Source organism: Blautia difficilis, from assembly GCF_014297245.1.
GTDB classification, from domain to species: domain Bacteria; phylum Bacillota; class Clostridia; order Lachnospirales; family Lachnospiraceae; genus Blautia_A; species Blautia_A difficilis.
Genome location: NZ_JACOQG010000016.1, coordinates 50,585 through 69,437, shown reverse-complemented (window position 1 = coordinate 69,437; position 18,853 = coordinate 50,585). Strand labels below are relative to the sequence as shown.

The following is an 18,853-nucleotide window of genomic DNA, read 5'->3' as shown; positions in this document are numbered from 1 at the left end:
AAGACTTCCTATCCCTACTAAAATAGGTATAAGCATTAAAACTATATGCCTTATAATATGTTCTTTCTTTATAATCATATCAATCAAGTAAATATAAATTGCTGTAAAAAGCCATTCTGGAATTACATTAAATGAGATCTCCGAATGTAATAAATACGATAAAACAATTTCAAGAATGCAAATACATATATGATATTTATACAATCTGAAAATATAACTTTTTTTATCTGATGAATACCGCATAGCCTGTATCACAGCAAAAAGAAATAACGGTGCTGCAATTCGACCCACAATTCTAAAAATACTAACATTTATCGTAGTGTTTGCAAATACATATAAATACAAATGATCAATGGTCATACATACTAATCCTATTATTTTAAGCATTGTATTACTTAAATTAAAAAATATATTGTTCTTAATCCTTTCCATAAATCCCCCTATAAATTCAAAAGTGTAAAAGCCCTTCTATCAATTGCATAGAAGGGCTTTTACAAAACATTAGCCAAAATAACCTGAAATAGAATAACGGTTACCTATAGGGCTGCTATTAAAACGAAAATAAAATTTATCACTATTGCTGTATCCGCCAAGATCATCAGCTGTAATCGTATGTGATTTACTACCACCCGCACTAATTGTCCAACTACTTACAACCGTTTGAACAATAGTTCCTTTATGTACCAAATCAACCTTTACTTTATTACTTGAGCCTGCAGAAAAACTAAATTTTTTACCTTTAACGCTCGTAAAATAATAATTTGTATATAATGTTGAATAATTACTACTACCATCTACATAATATTTTCCATCACTCCAAGACCATTTTGATGTTGGTTCTTGAGTTGTTCTGGCAACAGGTACAAATTTAAATTCTTCATGTCCGTTAACATCGCCTGTAAAACGCACTTCCGGAACACCTTTATCCGCTTCTTGAGTCATCTCTTTATCTGTTTGTGCAAAAACAATCGACGACGGAACACAAAGGCATACCATAACCATAAATGTGAATAATAAACGTTTAAAACTCATTCTTTTGTTTCTCATGTAATTCCTCCCTTATTAGAAATATTATCTTTTTTGCTCCGACTTCCGAATATCTTTCCCATTGGATTCACCCCCTTTATTTTCTCTTTTAATCATAATACGAATACCCGCCCATAATAGTGACATTAATTTACAAATTTTGATAAAAAAATAATATTTTCTGAAAACACAAAGTATTAGCTAAATTAAAAAGTGCAGGAAAGACTACCTACATAACAATCTTTCATCAACCTAAATATAAAACTTCGAATCTATAATTCAAATCCATTAATAAAAGAGCCTATCTTTTCTTGCGTTCTATATCTTCTTCCATTACCTGCTGCATATCTTTCTGTCCACTACGTCTTGCAATTTCTTCCTTTTTCTCATTCAGTTTTGCAAGGACAGATTCTTTTGGACGGTTCTTTTTATCTTTTGGTGCTGCATTATTTTTAAGTCCATCAATCATATTGTAATTTGCTTCCTCTGTGATTTCCGCACTTCGCAGGTATTCCCCATTCTCCATGTACTTTTGCCAGTTCCGGTGTAGTTTTTAACTGTACCCAGTCTGGTTCTGTAATTGCAGCCCTGTCCCTTTTCTGGAAAAACAGAATATCCGCAACCACACTGGTATTGGCATTTCTCTGGAAAGCATTGTTCGGTAAGCGTATTGCCCCAAGCAGGTCTGCCCGGTTTGCAAAATACTGTCGGACTTCCGGATTCTGTTTATCCATTGTACCGCTTGATGTGACAACTGCCACCACTCCGCCCGGACGTACCAGGTCTAAGGATTTTGCAATAAAATAATCATGGATCATAAAGTGGTATCTGTCATATTTGCGGTCACTGACCTGATATGCCCCAAACGGTACATTTCCAATCACGCAGTCAAAAAAGCTGTCCGGGTAACTGGTTTCCTCAAATCCCTGTACTGCAATCCTATTCTTCTGGTAAAGCTGTTTTGCAATTTGCCCGGAAACCGGATCAAGCTCCACGCCGTACATATTTGTGGCACTCATGCTTTCCGGTAAAAGTCCCATAAAGTTACCTACTCCACAGGATGGCTCCAGGATATTTCCCTGTTTCAGTCCCATGTTGTCAAGTGCTTCATACATTGCTTTGATGACTGTCGGGGAAGTATAAAAAGCGTTCAGGGTTGACGCCCTTGCTGCACTGTATTCTTCTGATGTAAGGACTCCTTTTAACTGCGTGTATTCCTCTGCCCAAGCACTGTTTCTTTCTTCAAAAGCCTGTGGAATACCGCCCCAGCCAACATATCTTGACAACACTTCCTGTTCTTCCGGTGTTGCCAATCTCTGCTCCTGTTCCAGTTCTTTCAACAGCCGGATAGCTTCCATATTTGCTTTAAACTTTGCCTTCGGACCGCCAGAGCCAAGATCATCGTCCGTAATATGGAAATTATGAGGTTCCTGCTCTACAATCTGTTCTTTTATATCTTCCGGTTCTATTTCTTCCTATCTTCGGTAAACATCTTCGGCGGAGAAGTGTAATGTGTACTCTTCTCTGCTTTCACAGAGGCAAGAGTCATTCCTTCCTCATATCCTTCTGGAAGTTCTGTCTTATGATCCGGTTCATCAGATTTCTTATCCTTTACACAGTATTTCCGAAAGGCTTCTTCCACTTCTTTGAAGCCCATCTGCACAGGCAGCTTCCCTTTTGCAGTAAACTCATGTTCTTTGCACTGTACGGAAATTTCTGTCTGCTCATAAAGGTACTCTTCCCCTGTTGCCTGAACAAGCTGCTGTCCGATCAGCATCAGCAGATTTTTCTTTCCACTGGAAAGTCCTCCCATGCCTTTTTCCATTGCTTCTTTTGTCGGCAGTATTGCATGATGATCAGATACCTTTGCATTATTAACCACACGATCTATGTTTTCTCCAGTCTGTTCAGATTTCAGAAACGGAAGAAAATCTGTCATGCCTTCGACAAGCATTTTTACCGTTTCTTTCATATCTTCGGTTACATACTGACTGTCTGTTCTCGGATAGGTAACCATCTTTTCTTCGTACAGCTCCTGCAGCATATCCAGTGTCTTCTGGGCAGTGTATCCGAAAAAACGATTTGCTTCCCTCTGCAGACTGGTCAGATCATAAAGTTTTGGTGGGAAAGTCTTTTTCTGTTCTCTTTTTACCCTTGTGACCAGTGCTTCTGCCCCCTCACAAAGTTTTCTTAATTCTTCCGCTTCCGTTTCTAACGGGATACTCTCTGACGTTACCGTAAGTTTCCCATCTGACAGGGAAACCTTATAATAGGCTTCTTTCTTGAAATGCTCAATTTTCTCTTTTCTTTCTGTCAGCATGGCAAGCGTTGGTGTCTGCACTCTGCCAACTACCAGACGTTTAAAATATCTGGTTGTGTAAGCTCTCGTTGTATATTGAATCGGATTTCCACAATGAATCATCATGTTATTTCCTACATAAATTCCAACATGGCTCGCTCCCGGCGTATCATAAGTTCCCTGGAAAAAGATTAGATCTCCCGGCTTTGCATCAGATGGAGATACATAGGAACAATAAGAACGAAGCCCGTCCGCTGTTGTTCTTCCCACGTTCCATCCATTTCCGCAATTATTGATTACCCAGCATACAAAACCAGAGCAGTCAAAACTGGTAGATGGCGATGCACCGCCCCAGACATACGGATAACCAAGATATTTTTCCGCTTCCCGGATCATCTTGGCAAACTGCGGATCAGAAAGTGCTTCTGCCGGAATATCATATCCAAAGCCTGCCCCACCTGTCGGAATTGTGTTAAGGTCAAACAGATAATCACGATTTCCATAGTATTTGTTGTAAGCGTCATACTGCTCCTGTTCCTTATCTGTCATACGGTTTCTTAAAACTGCATCCAGGTTATGGTTCGTAAGTGTTACATCCAGCCGGTTCACTTCTCTTGTTGTCGTTACTTCCACTTCCTGACTTCCATTGCTGTCTGCTATGTATGCTTCCCAGGTCCGATGCCCATGTGCTGACGCAGAAGCATGATCGCCATAAAATACATCAAACTGCACACCATACTGTGCAAAATTTCCGGTATCCTCAACTACATACTCCACGCCATTCATAATGACATGGGTTCCCATTGGCACAAATGGATTGGAAGCATCTACCGCAATCGTATGATTTGCCTGTGGATAGGCTCCACTTGCTGTCGGGCCTCCACTCCACTGTCCGCAACAGATCGGGCAGTTACAATATCCACTGGTTACAACCTGTCCCAATGATTCTCCAACCCTGACCGTTTTCTTTTCTGTTACGGTTTCTCGTGTCGAATCCGTATATAAGCCATACTGTTCCTTAAAAATATCCTGAATCTCATCTGCAACCTCTGCATAGGTAAAACCGCCGTACTTGACTGTCAGATAAGAAATGAGTTGATACGGATTGTGTCCGATCTCATCAATCTGGAACTGGAACTCGTCATAATCGGAATGGTTTGTTTTCATCTGATTGATCTGTTCATTCAGTGCATTTTCCAAAGCCACATAAGCATTTTCCGCAGCATAAATATCTGCATCCTCGCTGGAATAACTGGTAGAAATAATAGCATTGGAACTTCCTTGGAATAACGCAGCACAGCTTGACAGACTCGTCGCCATCAACGCAAACAGCAGAACCAGAACTCCTATGGACAGGAGGATATTCCTGTTCTGTGCCACAAGCTCCTTGACCGCAGCTTTGGCTTTTTCTGTAAATCGCTGTGCATTTACAAGCACTGCATCTTTCACAGCCTTTCCCTGTTTCGCAGCCTGATACTGCTTCTGGTAACGCTTTTTCTGCAATAATTTCTTTAAGGCAGACTGCTTTTTCTGCTCTGCTTCTTTCTGAACCGCCCTTTTTGCTTCATCGGAAGCACTGGTGCCAAACTGCAGGCGGAATTTTTCTGTTTCTTCCAGAACAGATTCCCTTAACCGGTTATTTCTCTGTCGGTTCTCTTTCAATCGTTCCCGAACGTAAACAGACTTTCTTGCAAGACTTTCTCCTGCAAGCTCCATCTGACCTGCCGCATCAAGAGCAGCATTATCATCGGTATCTTCTCTGACCTTTTTCTGACCATAATCAGATACCGTTTCCGAAACGGCGGAAGCTCCCCTTTTTGCCATCCCACTGCCAGGAATCACACCCTTGCTTTCATCTTCAAAGGAAAGCCGGGATTTTGATTTCTTCTGTTCTTTTCGTATCTGTTCCCTTTTTGTCTTGCCTTTGATCTCTTCCCGAAAATCTTCCATTGATTTTTCATCAACTTCTGACTTTTCATGGTAGCGTTTCTGCTCTTTTGCTGCATAGGCTGTGACCATCTTTTTCTTTCGATTCTGCCTGTCCGTTTCTGTTATTTCAGAATCACGTTCAAATTTCCGTTCCGGATGCCCCCGGATACTTTCTTTCCGAAGTCTGGAACGTGAAACAGACGGAGATTTCTCCCCGCCTGCTTTATCATCACTCATTTCTGAGTTTTCCATTTCTTCCGCTTCTGCAATTTCTTCCTGTTCCAGAAAAGCATGTCTGGACTGCAGCCTGTGCTTTCCTTCTGTCACTTCCTCAACCGTTTCTTCTGCAGTATGAGTTTTTCTGACCTTTCCAAAGTCCAGCTCCTGTTCCCTGTGTCCGGCTGTTTTCTTCTCATCTGCCTCACGCCCGGTAATTCGCTTTTCCTTTTTACTGCGAAGATTTTTTTCCCGGAGTCCATCCCTGCTCATCTTCTGGACAGTCTTGTCCCTTGCTTTATATTCATGCTCTTGCATGGTCATCATCTCCTGATCTATGGTAATTTTCCGTTATTTTTCTTTGCAACCAGTACCATACGCCCATTTTTCTGGGAATACTCACAAGTAGACAGTGTAAGTAACTTATCTCTGTATTTTGCTGTTGTTCCTGTTTGATAAAGTGATTTTTCCTTAACGGAGGCAACAAATTTTTTATAATCATCCACTGTTCCCGCTTTGATAAAACTGTAATAATCAAAATCATTTCCTGTATAAACGGGTGTTGTAAATACTGCAAATATCTGATACTGTTCATTTCCCCATATCGTGCGGAACAGGATTGTCGGATGTTCTTCATAAAATCCTTCGTCCTTATATTTTTCAAGGTCAGCAAACATCTTCCCACTGTTCATGTGATGTCCATATATGATCAGATTGTCCGAATCTCCTGGTACACATTCCTCTGCCAGAAATAAACAGCCATTTGCAGAATATTCCCCGTTAAAATCCCGATGCAGATAATAATTTTTATCTCCGGGCCGGTACATGACCGGATAATCTATTCTCGTCCCATCAATGGTCAGCCAGCCAATACAATCTGAATTTTCTTCATGCAATGCCAAAATTCCAGCATCTACCTCTAAATCGTCGGAAGTATCTTCTTCTGGATCGTCCTCTTTTTCCTGCATAAGTTCCTGCAACTCTTGCTGTAATTGGTTATCCTGTCTTTCCTGCATAAAAAATCCCATCAGGAAATACAGACTGATCGTAAGCAATATAACGGATATAGAAAGTAACAATCCTGCCACCCATTTTCTCATACTCTGCTGTCACCTCTTTAACTATCATCTCTGCCTTTGATGCCGAGTTTTTCACGCTTCTCTACATCTTCCGGCTTCGATGACATTAACGCATAAAGCATAAGGGTATTATCGAATCTGTCCTTAAATGGAATAATTGTATTTCCATAAAAAATCAGCCCTTCTCCCTCTCCACTGTTTGTTACATAGGAAAGCTGGTGTGTTGAAATATTAAGCTGTTTTGCCAGAATCTGTCGATCCCCGGATGCCTGGTTGAGCATCAGGATAAAATCTGAGTTTTCAAAGATATTCTCGATTTCCCTTGATGCAAGCAGATCTTTTACGTTCTGCGTGATACCAGTCGGAATACCTCCCCACTTCCTGAATCTCTTCCAGATTTCCACACTGTACGCTGCTGTCTGTTCCTCTTTCAGCAACAGATGGAACTCATCAATGTAATATCTGGTAGACTTATGAGCAGAACGATTGACTGTTACCCTGTTCCAAACCTGATCCTGAACAATCAACATGCCAAGTTTTTTAAGCTGTTTACCAAGGTCTTTAATATCGAAACATACCAGACGATTGTTCAACTCTACATTTGTGCGGTGATTAAACACCTTCAGGGAACCATTTACATAGATTTCCAGTGCTGTTGCCAGCCGCTGCGACTCTGTCTCTTCCTGTTTGCGAAGCAGATTATATAAATCTTCCAGAATTGGCATTTTCTCTGGAACCGGATCAGCAAGATAGTCCTGATATACCAGACGTACACATCGGTCAATGATTGTTTTTTCCACTGGTTCCAGACCATTTTTCCCTCCTACTACCAGTTCACAAAGCGAAAGGATAAAATCTGATTTCAGAGATAACGGATCGTCATCATCCGCATAATTGATATTAATGTCCATTGGATTGATGTAATCATGACTGGTCGGAGAAATACGGATAACCTGCCCGTTAAATGCCCGGACTAACGGAAAATATTCTCCCTCCGGATCACAGATAATAATGTCGTCTTTTGTGACAATAAATACATTGGTAATCTCTCTTTTTGCTGCAAAAGATTTACCAGATCCAGGAGTACCAAGTATCAGCCCATTTGGATTCTTCAGCTTTTTCCGGTCTGCCATGATCAGGTTATTAGACAGGGCATTTAACCCATAATAGATAGATTCCCCACCCATAAACAGTTCCTGCGTTGTAAATGGAACAAAAATAGCTGTCGATGTGGTAGTCAATGCCCGCTTGATCGGAATCCAGTTTCTTCCAAGTGGCAAACTGCTCATAAGGCCCTGTTCCTGCTGATAGTCCAATCTTTTTAATGCACAGTTATATTTCTGTGCAATACCTGCCGTCTGGAATACCACATTTTCCAGCTCCTGTTTATTTTTCGCTGTATTTAAAAACACCAAAGTCACAAGAAACATTCTTTCATTTCTCGACTGTAAATCTTCCAGAAGTCTTTTCGCTTCCCCTCCGTATGTATTCAGGTCAGATGGAATAATATCCATATCATATCCGGAGCGTACCGCTTTTTTCTGTTCCTCAATTTTCATGCGGTTAATGTCCGTAACCTTACTCTTGACCAATTTGATTGCTTTCATCTGGTCGATGGACTGGATATGCAGATTAACAAGCAGGTTACAGTCCATTTCCAGAAATTCAGCAAGCATTTTATCCGTCAGCTCTGGTGCCAGAATCTGCAGATAGGATACTGCTCCGATGGTATCTCCCATCTGAAAATCCTTTCCATTTTTGAACAGGAAACTGGATGGTGCAATATAATCCTTTGTATTCAGCCCGGTACGCAGCATATCATCATAGCTGAACTTGAATGGTACTTTGACATTCTGGTTGAATGTTTCATACATGATCTGCAAACGCTCCACACCATTTAACGGATACGCAGATACCCCGAAAACTTTAAAATTATTTAGTATGTCTGTTTCGATACGTTCCAGTTTTGGTTTTGCTTCCCGGATATTGTCAGCTTCAATTCCAAATGTAATGTACTTGGTTCTGACAAGACCATTATTTCCTTTTGCCAACTGATTTCTGAGCATCTGGGCAAACTCCATACGCAGATCATCAAAACTGTCATTCTGCTTTTTAATACGGATCACATCTTCATATTCCGTCATGTTGCTGTGATGATTGATAAAGGACAACTGAAAATGGATGGTACTGTCAAAATAATTCAGGAAATCACACCAGTTCTCAAAAATCGCATTTTTATCCTCATTCTGTGCTAACTGATAGTTGATATCATAAAAACGAATTGTTTTTGAATAATACCCATCCTCCACACGACAGATTCCGTCTTTTCCCATTTCCCTGTATGGAATCGACTGCTGTGCGGTAATGTTTTTCCCTTTATTTCTATTGTCTTTATTCGTGCTGGATATTTGCTTTCCAGTACCTTTTTTTCCACTGGATTTTACAGAACCCGGCGGCTTTGTCTTTTTTTTATGCTTTTCTGCTTTCTTTGCCTGTTTCTGTGCTGCCTTTTCTTCACGAGCAGCCTGTTTTGCCGCCTGCTTCGCAAGTTTTCTTTCTTCCTTTTCGTGTGCCTTATGTAACTTCAGTTCATATTTCTGGGCTTTTTTCCAGGCACGTTTTTCCCGTCTGCTTAATTTACGTCTTGGTCTGCGGACACCTCGGTGTCGCTCCAGTGCTTCATACCCAGTAACCATCGGTACTCCCGTCAAACGCTGTCTGCCCTTTGTATAATCTTCTGCCTCGTCCGAATCAAACACTGGTAAACCATCATCAGAATCCTCTTCATCCAACCACCAGTCATCCGGATGGGAAAATTCTTCTATCTGCTCAGGAAGATTCTTATAAGATACTTTTTCCTTTTCTGCACCGTCGTACTCAAATGTAAACTCCTGTGTTTCATCTGTCGTTGCAAATCCAGGTGCCGGAGATGTTTCTTTGATATAATACGCAAAACCAATCGGTAAATCTGCTGTAAAAGTCAGCTTGCCTTCTTTGTCTGTTGCCAGTTCCTCGATCACAGTATCTGCTTTCAGAATTACTTTTCCGTCTGCTCCTGTAATGTCATCCTTGGCACAGAGGGCAAATACCGCACCTTCCAGTACACGATCAGAATCTTTCTCTTTTTTCACAACCTCCACTTCCGCTTTCTGACGGTTATTCTGCCAGTCAGCAGAGTAAGTGACTTCTGCAATATCCTGATCCCGGTATGTCAGATCAATCTCTCTTGCTTCATTATCCAGTACAAAACCATCCACTGTAGCTTTTTCTTTTACATAGTATTTGCCAAGCGGAAGTCCGGATATCTTTGCAATACCAGTATCGTCCGTTGTAATGGTTGCTACCAGCTCGTCTTTTTTATAATAATCTTCACTTTCTCCGTCTGCAGATTTCACATCCTCTAAAGCATAGACTTCAAAGGTAACATCTTTCAGACTGCCTGTTACATACTGGAATAAATGTTTGATCCAGCCTCCAACGGAATCCAGTGCAGTTACTTTATCCAGAAATTCTCCATTTTTATTGATGATAATCGTTCCTGTCGGCACATCATCTTTCATTTCAACTTTCTGGATTTCCCCGGTATCCTCAATCGTAAAGGTAATCTCTTCTGCCTTGAGGTATCCATAAGGAGCCATCTCTTCCCTGAGAATATAGTTTTCCCCTACAGTAAGTCGTTCAATCAGATGCTGCTCGCCTTTTACAGATTTCCATGTATCAACTACATTTCCATCTTTGTCCAGAACAGTAAGTGTCGCACCTGACAATTCCACGCCAGTAGTTAAATCAGACTTGGAAACTACAACCTTTGTAGGCTGGTTCTTAAATACAGAAGATAACTGTACTACCTTAACATCCTGTCCCTGATATTCTGCTTTTACTTCCAGAACTTCATCAGAAGATACATAACCATCTGGTGCTACAAGTTCTTTGATATAATATTCACCAAATGGAAGATCCTGTGTAAATACAGCCTTTCCATCTTCTCCGGAAACAGCTTTTCCAAGCAGTGTGTCTGCTTTTACAATTACAGCTCCATGAGCTTTCATATCATTCTTTGCATAAAGTCCAAACTCTGCCCCTGCAACTGCTTTTTCTGTATCAGCATCCTGTTTTACTACAGAAATTTCTACTTTCTGACGGTCATTTTCAAAGATAGCTGTCTGCTCAATGACTGGTGTTTCCTGATCTTTGTAAGAAAAAGTAACGGTCTGTGCTTCGCTGTTTAAAACAAAACCATCTGGTGCTGTCTTTTCTACAATCTTATAACTTCCAAGCGGCAGATTTTTCAGGACTGCTTTCCCATCTTTATCCGTTGTAACCGTTTTTACCAGTGTTCCAGTAGCATATTCCAGAATACGGTTTCCATTATCATCTTTCTGGAAATCTGCAGTATAGATGTCCTCGGCAGCGTAAATCTCAAACTCTGCCCCTTCCAGATTTTCTGTCTGATATGTAAAATCATCCTTGAATCCGTCCAGAACTTCGCCCTTTTTCACGATAGTCAGTTCTCCCTTAACTGGATGGTTCTCATAAACTGCTTCAATGATTACATCCCCGGAAGTTCCGTCCATCTGGTATGCAGTATTGGAATCTACTGTTCTGTCCTGCATAAGATAATGTTACTGTCTTTTCCTCTCCAGCATTATAAAATCCTGTCGGAGCCTGTTTCTCTTTTACAATATATGTACCAAGATACAGATTTTTAAGAACGGTAGCTCCGTTTGTATCTGTTGTCAGATTCTCTTTTACCAGATCACCCTTGCTGTAAACTTTTGTACCATAAGCAGTTTTAATATCTGCTCCAGCATACACATCATAAACAGCACCACTCTGTCTGCGTTTCTCATACTTAAATGTTGTTCCATTTTCTGTTACATCTGCACCAACTAGAACCTCACCTTCTTTATAAACGGTAAGCTGTCCCATCTGTTCTTCATCTGGAACGGTAACGGTTGTGGTCTTGCTGACTTCCAGTTTCACATTGTAAGCTGTTGCATTGATACGATATCCGCTTGGAGCTGTAATCTCTTTCAGATATACAGTATCCTGTGTCTTAGTGATCTGTACGGACGCTTCACCGTTTTCATCCGTCGCAGGTAACTGTGTGATCAGTTTTGTGCATTCTGCATCACTGTATAATCCAAACACAGCACCAGACAGCTTTGCGTCTGACTTGGCATCTTTCTTGATCACCTTAACACTTGCCTGCTGTACCCAGGATACTTTAAAATCTACATATTTCTCATCATCAACGCCTTCACCAAATACCAGAGCCAGATCCTGGTTTCCGGAACCTGTTGAAATCTTATAAGCTGAATAATCTTTGGTAATGCTTCCTTTCATGGTTGCAGACCAGCTTCCTGCCACATCACTCACCTGTGTTAATGGTGCAGACAGATAAAACTTTGTACCACCACAAATTTCCACACTTTCCCCGGCTTTACTTGTTTTACCTGTTGTCAGGTTATGAAGCTGTACACCTGCCGGAAGTTTCATGGTAATGGTCTGTAACGCATCCGCATTAAATGTAATATCCTTTGTTCTCTGACTGTTGCCATCCACATAGGCTTTTACATCTGCATCCGAAAAGGACATTGCCACATCTGGAATTTCCGGCTGTGAAATACAGTAATTATAGAGTTTCATTGCCAGATTCTGTGCTGTACTGTTTGCACCTGAAAAAGCATCCCCACTTCCATTTGCATAAGATGCTGCCAGATGTACCAAGATAAATCTGGCTCCTGTACTTAAATTGCCATATCCGTTTTCTTCTGTAAAAAAACCATCATCACCAGAAGCCTTTGTACCGTAATAGCACACTTTTGCAAGTGCTTTCCCATCACCAACTTTATTGATCGTATAGGTTCCACTTCCTGGCCCTGGTTTGGATGGCTGCACACAGTATGCTGTGGCAGATATATTACCGAATTTTACAGTGTACTGATAAGTAAGATATGTTCCATATCCATAATCTGCATATCGGTATTCTGCCCCTCTGGTCACAGAAACCTGCTGTGAACTTCTGGCATTGCCTGCCGCAGCCATAAAGGTTACTGTTTCGCCTTCATTCATTGCATACAGATCAATTCCATTACTCTCTGCCTGCTCCAGTGCTTCTGAAACAGTTAATTCAGATTCCAAATCTGCTGTGCTTTCAGAATTTTGTGTTTCCCGGTGCGATTCCGAATCTTCCTCGCTCTGCTCTGTATCTCCAGTATCATCTTCAACATTTACCGTACTTTCTGAAGCACGCTCTGACTGTACTTCTGTTTCCGGTTCTTTCACTGTAATGTTTCTGCTGATTCTATAAGCAGGATGACCGCTGACTGGTTTTACTGCATAGACAGCCTTGTAAGTATCTGGTGTATGTGTGTCAAAATCTGTACCCGTTTCATTCTTTGCTTCATGGAATAAAACCTTAATCTTACTTTCATCTACACCTTCAATTCCAGACAGATCAACTTCTACATCAAATTCCTGCCCATAAGAAAGTTCAATATCATTTGCCTTTACGATCTCATCCGGATCAAGGGAATCCTGAACATATTTTAATTCTGCATACTGCTGTTCAAATGGTATTTCTTCCGGTTCTAATTCAGAAGCCGAAACTGCTACTGGCTGAATAATGACAGAAGCCAGTGTTGCGACTGCCATAAATCCGGACAAGAATCTTTTGAATCTCATTTTCATTTTGACTGAATCCTCTCTTTCTTCTATTATCTATTCTGTTTTCATGCAGGCTCACACCTGCATTATTCAATCATTGGAACCACCTCCCACATCTTATTGCTGATACAGAAATACCTCTGATAACAGCACATTCATATGGCAGTGCCTTTTACTGAAACACCGCCACATGGTATCTGCTGTCATCCTGTAAAACAGGAATGACACTCAGGTAAAGTTCAGGATCAAGCATTAAGCCGCAAGAGGTAATTCGTAATCGTTCCTGCAAAGGGTGCCTCCCATCCGTATCCCTTCACGTTTTCACCGGATTCCCGCCGCAAAATGCGTAGCTGAAAAATTCCGGGTATCCTCTCGCTGCTGGTATGAAATTGTCAAGGTTCAATTTTTAAGGGGAGTTATTATCTCGAATTGAAAATAGACATTTGCCCCTTCACTAACCGCATGTGTGAAAGGGCAAAAATTAACCTGTTTAAAAAATTTTTTAGAAATTTTTATTCCAACATTGTTTTATGTTTTTTCCAGTTGTTCTTTTAATTTCTCCAATACTTTCTTCCTCCGGTTTCTAATCGTCTTTGGGCAGCACCCAAAATACTGTGCTGTTTCTTTTACTGTAAATTCTTCAAAAAACAATAGCGTTATCAGTTCCGCATCCTCTTTAGTCAAATGTCCCAGAGCTTTTTCCAGTTCCTGTATTTCTGACAGTCTGATAATGATTTCTTCCGGTGATACTACCGAAAAAGAGCAGTCATAGCCTTTTTCCTGTAATTCCTCCATACTACATACTCCATGCCTCTGCATTTTTTCAACCTGGTATCGCTCTTTTCTTCCAGCCTGATACCAAGCCAGATATACTGCCCTGGTAACTTCCATAAGCGTATCATTTACACGCAGCATATAGCGTTGTCTTTCTTTTGGCTTTTTACCAGGCATACTTCCAGTCTCCTTTTTTCAATACTCTGGCAGAGTCATCCGAATTATTCCGCATTTTCTGCATTGCCTGTGAAATGCACTTTGATACTGCCGGAACTGTAATACCCAGTTCATGCGAGACTTCTTTTTGTGTCTGCTGCTGAAAATAAATACGCTGGATCATCTGTCTCTGTCGCTCTGTCAACAGATTCATCAACTCCCTGACTGTTTCCTCTGCAATCATTCTTTCAAGCAGGCATTGCCGTTTATCTGCCAATTCGCACCATTCTTCGGAAATACAGCTATACGAAATACAATTATTATGCTCTCGTGTTTCCCTGTTTCTCCACAGCCGGTCTTCGCCTTCCAATATCAGCCTTACATACCAAGGTTGATCATCAAAAAAATTCTCCTCAACAACTGCTATTTTTCTTTCTGCTTCATACACATAATCTCGACAGGTAAATATCGGAAAAACCGTTGCATAGTCCCCCACACAATAGAGAACATATCCGGTCTGATATGCGATAATTTCCGCACAGTCCATCAACCTCTGCTTTGCAACTGCTACATCGTTTTCTCTTAAATATTTAGCGGACGGAGCCTTTCTTCTTTCTTCCCTGTTACTTACAACCTGTTTCAATTCCTGCAATGTAAGCATAATTACCACCTTTCTGCCTGCTGGCAACAGGTGCCCATCGGCAGAAAGGATAGGATTCTTACTGATCAACTGACAAAAAGGGCAGTAAAAAACAGCTTCCGGTACACCCGTTTTTTTTAACGAGAGCCTGAAACTTCCTTACTGCCCTTTCTAATAGTTACAATATTCTCTACTTTATTTTCCGTCTGATGCCAGGATCAGACTTCTTGGCATTTCTTTCTGCTTTTATGTTCTTTTCATTTTCCATCAAAACAGAATAGTCTCCCATTGCATCATAAGGACACTGCCTCCGATAAAGCAAATTTTCTTCTCTGGTCATCCATCCTATCTCCCTTCTTTATCTCTCTGTTTTCCATTTTAACAACACAGGATTCTATTATCCTTAGCATATATGGGGAGTTTTTTTATTTTGCACCCCATATATGGTGAAATTTCACCTGTATTCATTAAAACTGTCTATCAGAGAATCTATGGTCTGCATGATAATTTTCTGCTCTTTCCATTCCATCTTCTGAATCCGGCAAAGCACTTCCTGAATTGATTCCTGCTTCTCTGTACCGCCTCCCTCTTTTCCCAGCAGGATATTGGCATCTATTTCCAATATCTCAATCATCTTCCTGAAAATCTCAACAGACATTGCAGTTTGCCCGCCTTCAATCCTGCTGACCGTATTGACACTAATACCTGCTTTTTCCGCAAAAGATTCCTGTGACAACTTCATTTCCTGTCTGCGTTTTCTGATCCGTTCTCCCAATTCAATAAGTTCTGTGGAAATTGCACGATTGCTCAATACGGTGTCTCCTTTCCTACAATTTGTCCCAACTTTACGCCATTGTGTCGCAAAGTTCCCCGAAAAAAAGCAGCTAATTTTTGTCTTAGCTGCTTTTCAAAAAATCTATTTCATTTTATTCTCGGTATTTTATGTATCCCTGTAAGAACTGTAATCAGAAAAACGCAGAGATAAATGATTGCCTGTCCAATCATTGCCAGAAGAACGATGCTTCCTATCAATCCTCCGATCAGAAGATTCATTGTCCATACTGCCAGCGTGCCTCCGAGGTCAAAACCTCTTGGAACCATCCAGACACACATTTTTCCGATTCCAAACGGTATCCCCATCAGAAGTAACAGCAAGAAATAATTGCACTTCCCATCCTGGATGCAAAACGGTCTTAATACTGCAAACAATACCGCAATCACCAACACTGGTGCTATCACTTTTTTTATCATCTTCTTCATGTTCCTTTATCCTCCATACATATCGTGATTAACCTCTGCCTGATAATAGCTGTTTATCGTTGCCGGGGCATTATACAGGGCGGTCAGAACATAGGCTTTAATATTCCCGACCTTGGTTGTATTTCGATTCAGACAAAACAGCACGTATTCGATATGCGAATAGTTCAGTTTCATAAATCTGCTTTTCACCAAAGCAACTGGCTTTTCTACTCCCGCAATGCGAATCATACTGTCCTCCGGCATCATCATAACTTCAATCATCAACTCCACCAGTTCATCTACATCTTCCTTGGCATGATATTGATAATCTATGTTTTCGTGAATCACTTCACGATATGCTCTCATCTCCTCCATCACATCTTTTTTCTTTAGGAAATTATTTGATGTGATTGGATAAGATTGATTTATCTCAGTTTCACTAATATCAGTCTTGTTAATATCAGTATTATTAGATTGTGATTTCGGGCATTCTGGATTTGTGATTTCCACTATTCTTGAATGATGATTTTCACTATTTTGGAATTGTGATTCTGGAAATTCTGGATTTGTGGTTTTCACCATTCTTGAATTGTGATTTTCACTATTCTGGAATTGTGATTCCGCACAATCCTGAATTGTGGTTTTCACTACTCCTGAATGATGATTTTCACAATTCAGAAAAACGCCTGTTTTTCCCCTGTTTTGTGCTTCTTGTTGCAAATTTGCAATTTTTTTATGCTCTTCCTGCTCAGATTGCAGATCTGCACAGCTACCTGTCGGCTTTTGATCTGGAACCTCTCTAATCATAAAATTTTTTACATAAATAACATTCGGTTTTCCCAGTCCCAGACGTTTCTTCTCTATCAATCCAATCCCATTACTGCTGTCCAGCTCTTTTACCAGTTTCACTGCCTTTTGAGTTCCGCAGTTCATCAGCTCTGCAATTTCTTCCACAGTGAAGATAATGTATACTCTGTCCTCTGAATCCAGCCATCTATTTTTAATGCTCAGGCTCATACGGTCCAACATCAGACCGTATAACACCTTTGCTTCACAAGAAAGAGTTTTAAAGCAGGATTCTGTAAACAGTACTTTAGGGACACGATAGAAGCTGTATTGTTCCGCTTCCATCCCTGTAAAATAATCAAACTGTATCTTCTGCATCTGCTACTCCTTCTTTGTTTTCTTTCCATTTATCCAAAAGCATGAAAATGACTTCTTCTATCTGCTCTTTAGAATATGTCTCTGGAAAATAATTGCCGATTTTCTTTGCCGGGATCGTCACATTAATCTTACTGCTTTCCTTTTTTAATAAAACAGCATAGATATAACTCTGGTTTAATTTTCCATTTGCACTGCATTCTTTTAACTGTTCTGCCTGTTGCTTTGTCGGAAAGATGCTGCTGTTGGCAATCACTTCCAGAAGCCACTCCTGTTCCTCTGGTTTCAGATAAGACAGCTTTTCTCCCACAATCATAGGAATTTTATTATTGTCCACATATTCCAGCAGAGCATCGGATAATGCTGCCAGACGGATATATCTCTGTACAGTTCTTCCACTGTCCCCGGCAGCTTCCCCAACCATATCTGCTGTATATTTTTCGCCTTTGCTTCCCTGATGCTTCATTGCATCATATTTCATCTTATAGGCATGGGCTTTTTCACTTGGCAATAGATTTTCACGCTGAATATTGGAATCAACCATAATAATGACTGCTTCATCATCCGTATAATTTCGGACAAGAGCCGGCATGGTTGTCTTTCCGCATAGTTCACAGCCTCTTTTTCTTCTGTGCCCGGAAATCATCTCGTATCCACCCTCGGATCGAGGTCTTACCAGTGCAGGAGTCAAAACACCATAAGTTTTAATACTCTCTACGGTTTCAGCCATTTTTTCGTCATCGTTTACATGAAACGGATGATTTTTAAAGGGATAGAGCTTTGCCAGATCTATTTCCACAACCTGGTTCATACTCTTTTCCGGTGTTTCCTCTAATCCCAGTAATTCATCATAAGAGGTAAGCTGAATATCTTTTTTCGGTCTACGCATGTTTCAACACCTCCTGAACCAGTTCCAGATAGCTGTCTGCCCCCTTGCTTTTTCCATCATAGGCAAAGATGCTTACACCCTCCGATGCTGTTTCTGCAAGGCTTTCTGTTCTCGGAATTGTCTGCTCGAAAATCTTAATGTCATTTCCATATGTAGTTTTGATTGCCTGTTTGTTTCTCTTTGCATTATTGTAACGGCAATTATCCATTGTGAATAAAATGCCTTCTATCTGTAAATCCGGATTGAACCTCTGATGGATTCCCTTAACCACTTTCAATAATTCCATGAGTCCATCTGCCGCATAATATTGTGGCTGCACCGGAATCAGAACACTGTCCGCTGCACTCAGAGCATTGATTGTCAGCATTCCCAGAGATGGCATACAGTCAATCAGAATATAATCATACTCATCCTTCAGCAGTTCCAGATACTCTTTCAGCACTTTTTCTCTGTCTTCTACTGTGAATAAGGACATATCCATTCCGGCAAGCAATTTGTTGGACGGAATCAGGTCAACACCTTCTTCATGGTGGAGAATTGCTTCTTTCGGATCAAATTCCAGTCCCATGATAATATCTTCCATCATGCTCTTTAATGTTACCTTGAGATTTTTAGGGAAACCCAATCCCATTGTCAAATGCCCCTGTGGATCAGCATCTACCAGCACTACTTTTTTCCCTGACTTCACCAGTCCGGCTCCCAGATTGATTGTTGTCGTTGTTTTGGCTACTCCGCCTTTCTGGTTTGCAATAGCAATTACTTTACACATATATACT

At 40.7% G+C, this 18,853-nt stretch carries 16 protein-coding genes and 1 pseudogene; all 17 read right to left on the bottom strand.

The annotated features are described in order from the left end of the window. A partial coding sequence (locus H8Z82_RS10750) for a TraX family protein (RefSeq protein WP_243176449.1) occupies nt 1-432 on the bottom strand: 432 nt, incomplete at its 3' end. A gap of 69 nt (nt 433-501) precedes the next feature. Then, on the bottom strand, nt 502-1,047 hold the full coding sequence (locus H8Z82_RS10745) for a hypothetical protein (protein WP_015543469.1): 546 nt from the start codon (nt 1,045-1,047) through the stop codon (nt 502-504). 280 nt (nt 1,048-1,327) lie between these two features. After that, nucleotides 1,328-1,495, bottom strand: a complete 168-nt coding sequence (locus tag H8Z82_RS10740) for a hypothetical protein (protein ID WP_243176448.1) — start codon at nt 1,493-1,495, stop codon at nt 1,328-1,330. Nucleotides 1,496-1,565: 70 nt separating this feature from the next. Then, nucleotides 1,566-2,474 (bottom strand): annotated as a pseudogene (locus H8Z82_RS10735) (N-6 DNA methylase); the annotation flags it as partial. Nucleotides 2,475-2,491: 17 nt separating this feature from the next. Continuing rightward, nucleotides 2,492-5,788, bottom strand: a complete 3,297-nt coding sequence (locus H8Z82_RS17920) for a CD1108 family mobile element protein (protein WP_186995100.1) — start codon at nt 5,786-5,788, stop codon at nt 2,492-2,494. A 17-nt stretch (nt 5,789-5,805) separates the two neighbouring features. Beyond that, nucleotides 5,806-6,486 (bottom strand): class B sortase, encoded by a 681-nt coding sequence (gene srtB, locus H8Z82_RS10725; protein ID WP_243027576.1) that lies wholly within the window; start codon nt 6,484-6,486, stop codon nt 5,806-5,808. Next, the gene (locus tag H8Z82_RS17570; protein ID WP_279289720.1) at nt 6,467-6,598 is read right to left on the bottom strand and encodes a hypothetical protein; all 132 of its coding nucleotides are present in this window, start codon (nt 6,596-6,598) and stop codon (nt 6,467-6,469) included. Before H8Z82_RS17570 ends, srtB begins: the two co-directional genes overlap by 20 nt. Continuing rightward, nucleotides 6,588-11,123: a VirB4-like conjugal transfer ATPase, CD1110 family gene (locus H8Z82_RS18045; protein ID WP_408610024.1), complete on the bottom strand. Its 4,536-nt coding sequence runs from the start codon at nt 11,121-11,123 to the stop codon at nt 6,588-6,590. Before H8Z82_RS18045 ends, H8Z82_RS17570 begins: the two co-directional genes overlap by 11 nt. Beyond that, nucleotides 11,092-13,236, bottom strand: coding sequence for a thioester domain-containing protein (locus H8Z82_RS17750; RefSeq protein ID WP_330607930.1), 2,145 nt, complete (start codon nt 13,234-13,236; stop codon nt 11,092-11,094). The genes H8Z82_RS18045 and H8Z82_RS17750 overlap by 32 nt, the downstream gene beginning before the upstream one ends. A 510-nt stretch (nt 13,237-13,746) precedes the next feature. Further along, nucleotides 13,747-14,169, bottom strand: a complete 423-nt coding sequence (locus H8Z82_RS10710) for an RNA polymerase sigma factor (protein ID WP_118401267.1) — start codon at nt 14,167-14,169, stop codon at nt 13,747-13,749. Continuing rightward, nucleotides 14,159-14,809, bottom strand: coding sequence for a sigma factor-like helix-turn-helix DNA-binding protein (locus tag H8Z82_RS10705; RefSeq protein WP_118401268.1), 651 nt, complete (start codon nt 14,807-14,809; stop codon nt 14,159-14,161). Before H8Z82_RS10705 ends, H8Z82_RS10710 begins: the two co-directional genes overlap by 11 nt. 169 nt (nt 14,810-14,978) lie before the next feature. Continuing rightward, entirely contained in the window at nt 14,979-15,128 is a 150-nt protein-coding gene (locus H8Z82_RS10700) for a hypothetical protein (RefSeq protein WP_015543441.1), read from the bottom strand. A gap of 114 nt (nt 15,129-15,242) precedes the next feature. Further along, nucleotides 15,243-15,599 (bottom strand): helix-turn-helix domain-containing protein, encoded by a 357-nt coding sequence (locus H8Z82_RS10695; protein ID WP_118401269.1) that lies wholly within the window; start codon nt 15,597-15,599, stop codon nt 15,243-15,245. Between the two features lie 110 nt (nt 15,600-15,709). After that, the gene (locus H8Z82_RS10690) at nt 15,710-16,048 is read right to left on the bottom strand and encodes a DUF6050 family protein (RefSeq protein ID WP_118401270.1); all 339 of its coding nucleotides are present in this window, start codon (nt 16,046-16,048) and stop codon (nt 15,710-15,712) included. A gap of 6 nt (nt 16,049-16,054) precedes the next feature. After that, nucleotides 16,055-17,191: a DUF6017 domain-containing protein gene (locus H8Z82_RS10685; protein ID WP_118401271.1), complete on the bottom strand. Its 1,137-nt coding sequence runs from the start codon at nt 17,189-17,191 to the stop codon at nt 16,055-16,057. Further along, nucleotides 17,172-18,077 (bottom strand): ParB/RepB/Spo0J family partition protein, encoded by a 906-nt coding sequence (locus H8Z82_RS10680; RefSeq protein WP_118401272.1) that lies wholly within the window; start codon nt 18,075-18,077, stop codon nt 17,172-17,174. Before H8Z82_RS10680 ends, H8Z82_RS10685 begins: the two co-directional genes overlap by 20 nt. Then, entirely contained in the window at nt 18,070-18,846 is a 777-nt protein-coding gene (locus tag H8Z82_RS10675; protein ID WP_118401273.1) for a ParA family protein, read from the bottom strand. The genes H8Z82_RS10680 and H8Z82_RS10675 overlap by 8 nt, the downstream gene beginning before the upstream one ends. Nucleotides 18,847-18,853: the final 7 nt, after the last annotated feature.

Bases quoted from the DNA above. Each gene is read 5' to 3' on its own strand.
- H8Z82_RS10745 (WP_015543469.1), bottom strand. From the start codon at position 1,047: ATGAGAAACAAAAGAATGAGTTTTAAACGTTTATTATTCACATTTATG.
- H8Z82_RS10740 (WP_243176448.1), bottom strand. From the start codon at position 1,495: ATGATTGATGGACTTAAAAATAATGCAGCACCAAAAGATAAAAAGAAC.
- H8Z82_RS17920 (WP_186995100.1), bottom strand. From the start codon at position 5,788: ATGCAAGAGCATGAATATAAAGCAAGGGACAAGACTGTCCAGAAGATG.
- srtB (WP_243027576.1), bottom strand. From the start codon at position 6,486: ATGCAGGAAAGACAGGATAACCAATTACAGCAAGAGTTGCAGGAACTT.
- H8Z82_RS17570 (WP_279289720.1), bottom strand. From the start codon at position 6,598: ATGATAGTTAAAGAGGTGACAGCAGAGTATGAGAAAATGGGTGGCAGG.
- H8Z82_RS18045 (WP_408610024.1), bottom strand. From the start codon at position 11,123: ATGGACGGAACTTCCGGGGATGTAATCATTGAAGCAGTTTATGAGAAC.
- H8Z82_RS17750 (WP_330607930.1), bottom strand. From the start codon at position 13,236: ATGAGATTCAAAAGATTCTTGTCCGGATTTATGGCAGTCGCAACACTG.
- H8Z82_RS10710 (WP_118401267.1), bottom strand. From the start codon at position 14,169: ATGCCTGGTAAAAAGCCAAAAGAAAGACAACGCTATATGCTGCGTGTA.
- H8Z82_RS10705 (WP_118401268.1), bottom strand. From the start codon at position 14,809: ATGCTTACATTGCAGGAATTGAAACAGGTTGTAAGTAACAGGGAAGAA.
- H8Z82_RS10700 (WP_015543441.1), bottom strand. From the start codon at position 15,128: ATGACCAGAGAAGAAAATTTGCTTTATCGGAGGCAGTGTCCTTATGAT.
- H8Z82_RS10690 (WP_118401270.1), bottom strand. From the start codon at position 16,048: ATGAAGAAGATGATAAAAAAAGTGATAGCACCAGTGTTGGTGATTGCG.
- H8Z82_RS10685 (WP_118401271.1), bottom strand. From the start codon at position 17,191: ATGCAGAAGATACAGTTTGATTATTTTACAGGGATGGAAGCGGAACAA.
- H8Z82_RS10680 (WP_118401272.1), bottom strand. From the start codon at position 18,077: ATGCGTAGACCGAAAAAAGATATTCAGCTTACCTCTTATGATGAATTA.
- H8Z82_RS10675 (WP_118401273.1), bottom strand. From the start codon at position 18,846: ATGTGTAAAGTAATTGCTATTGCAAACCAGAAAGGCGGAGTAGCCAAA.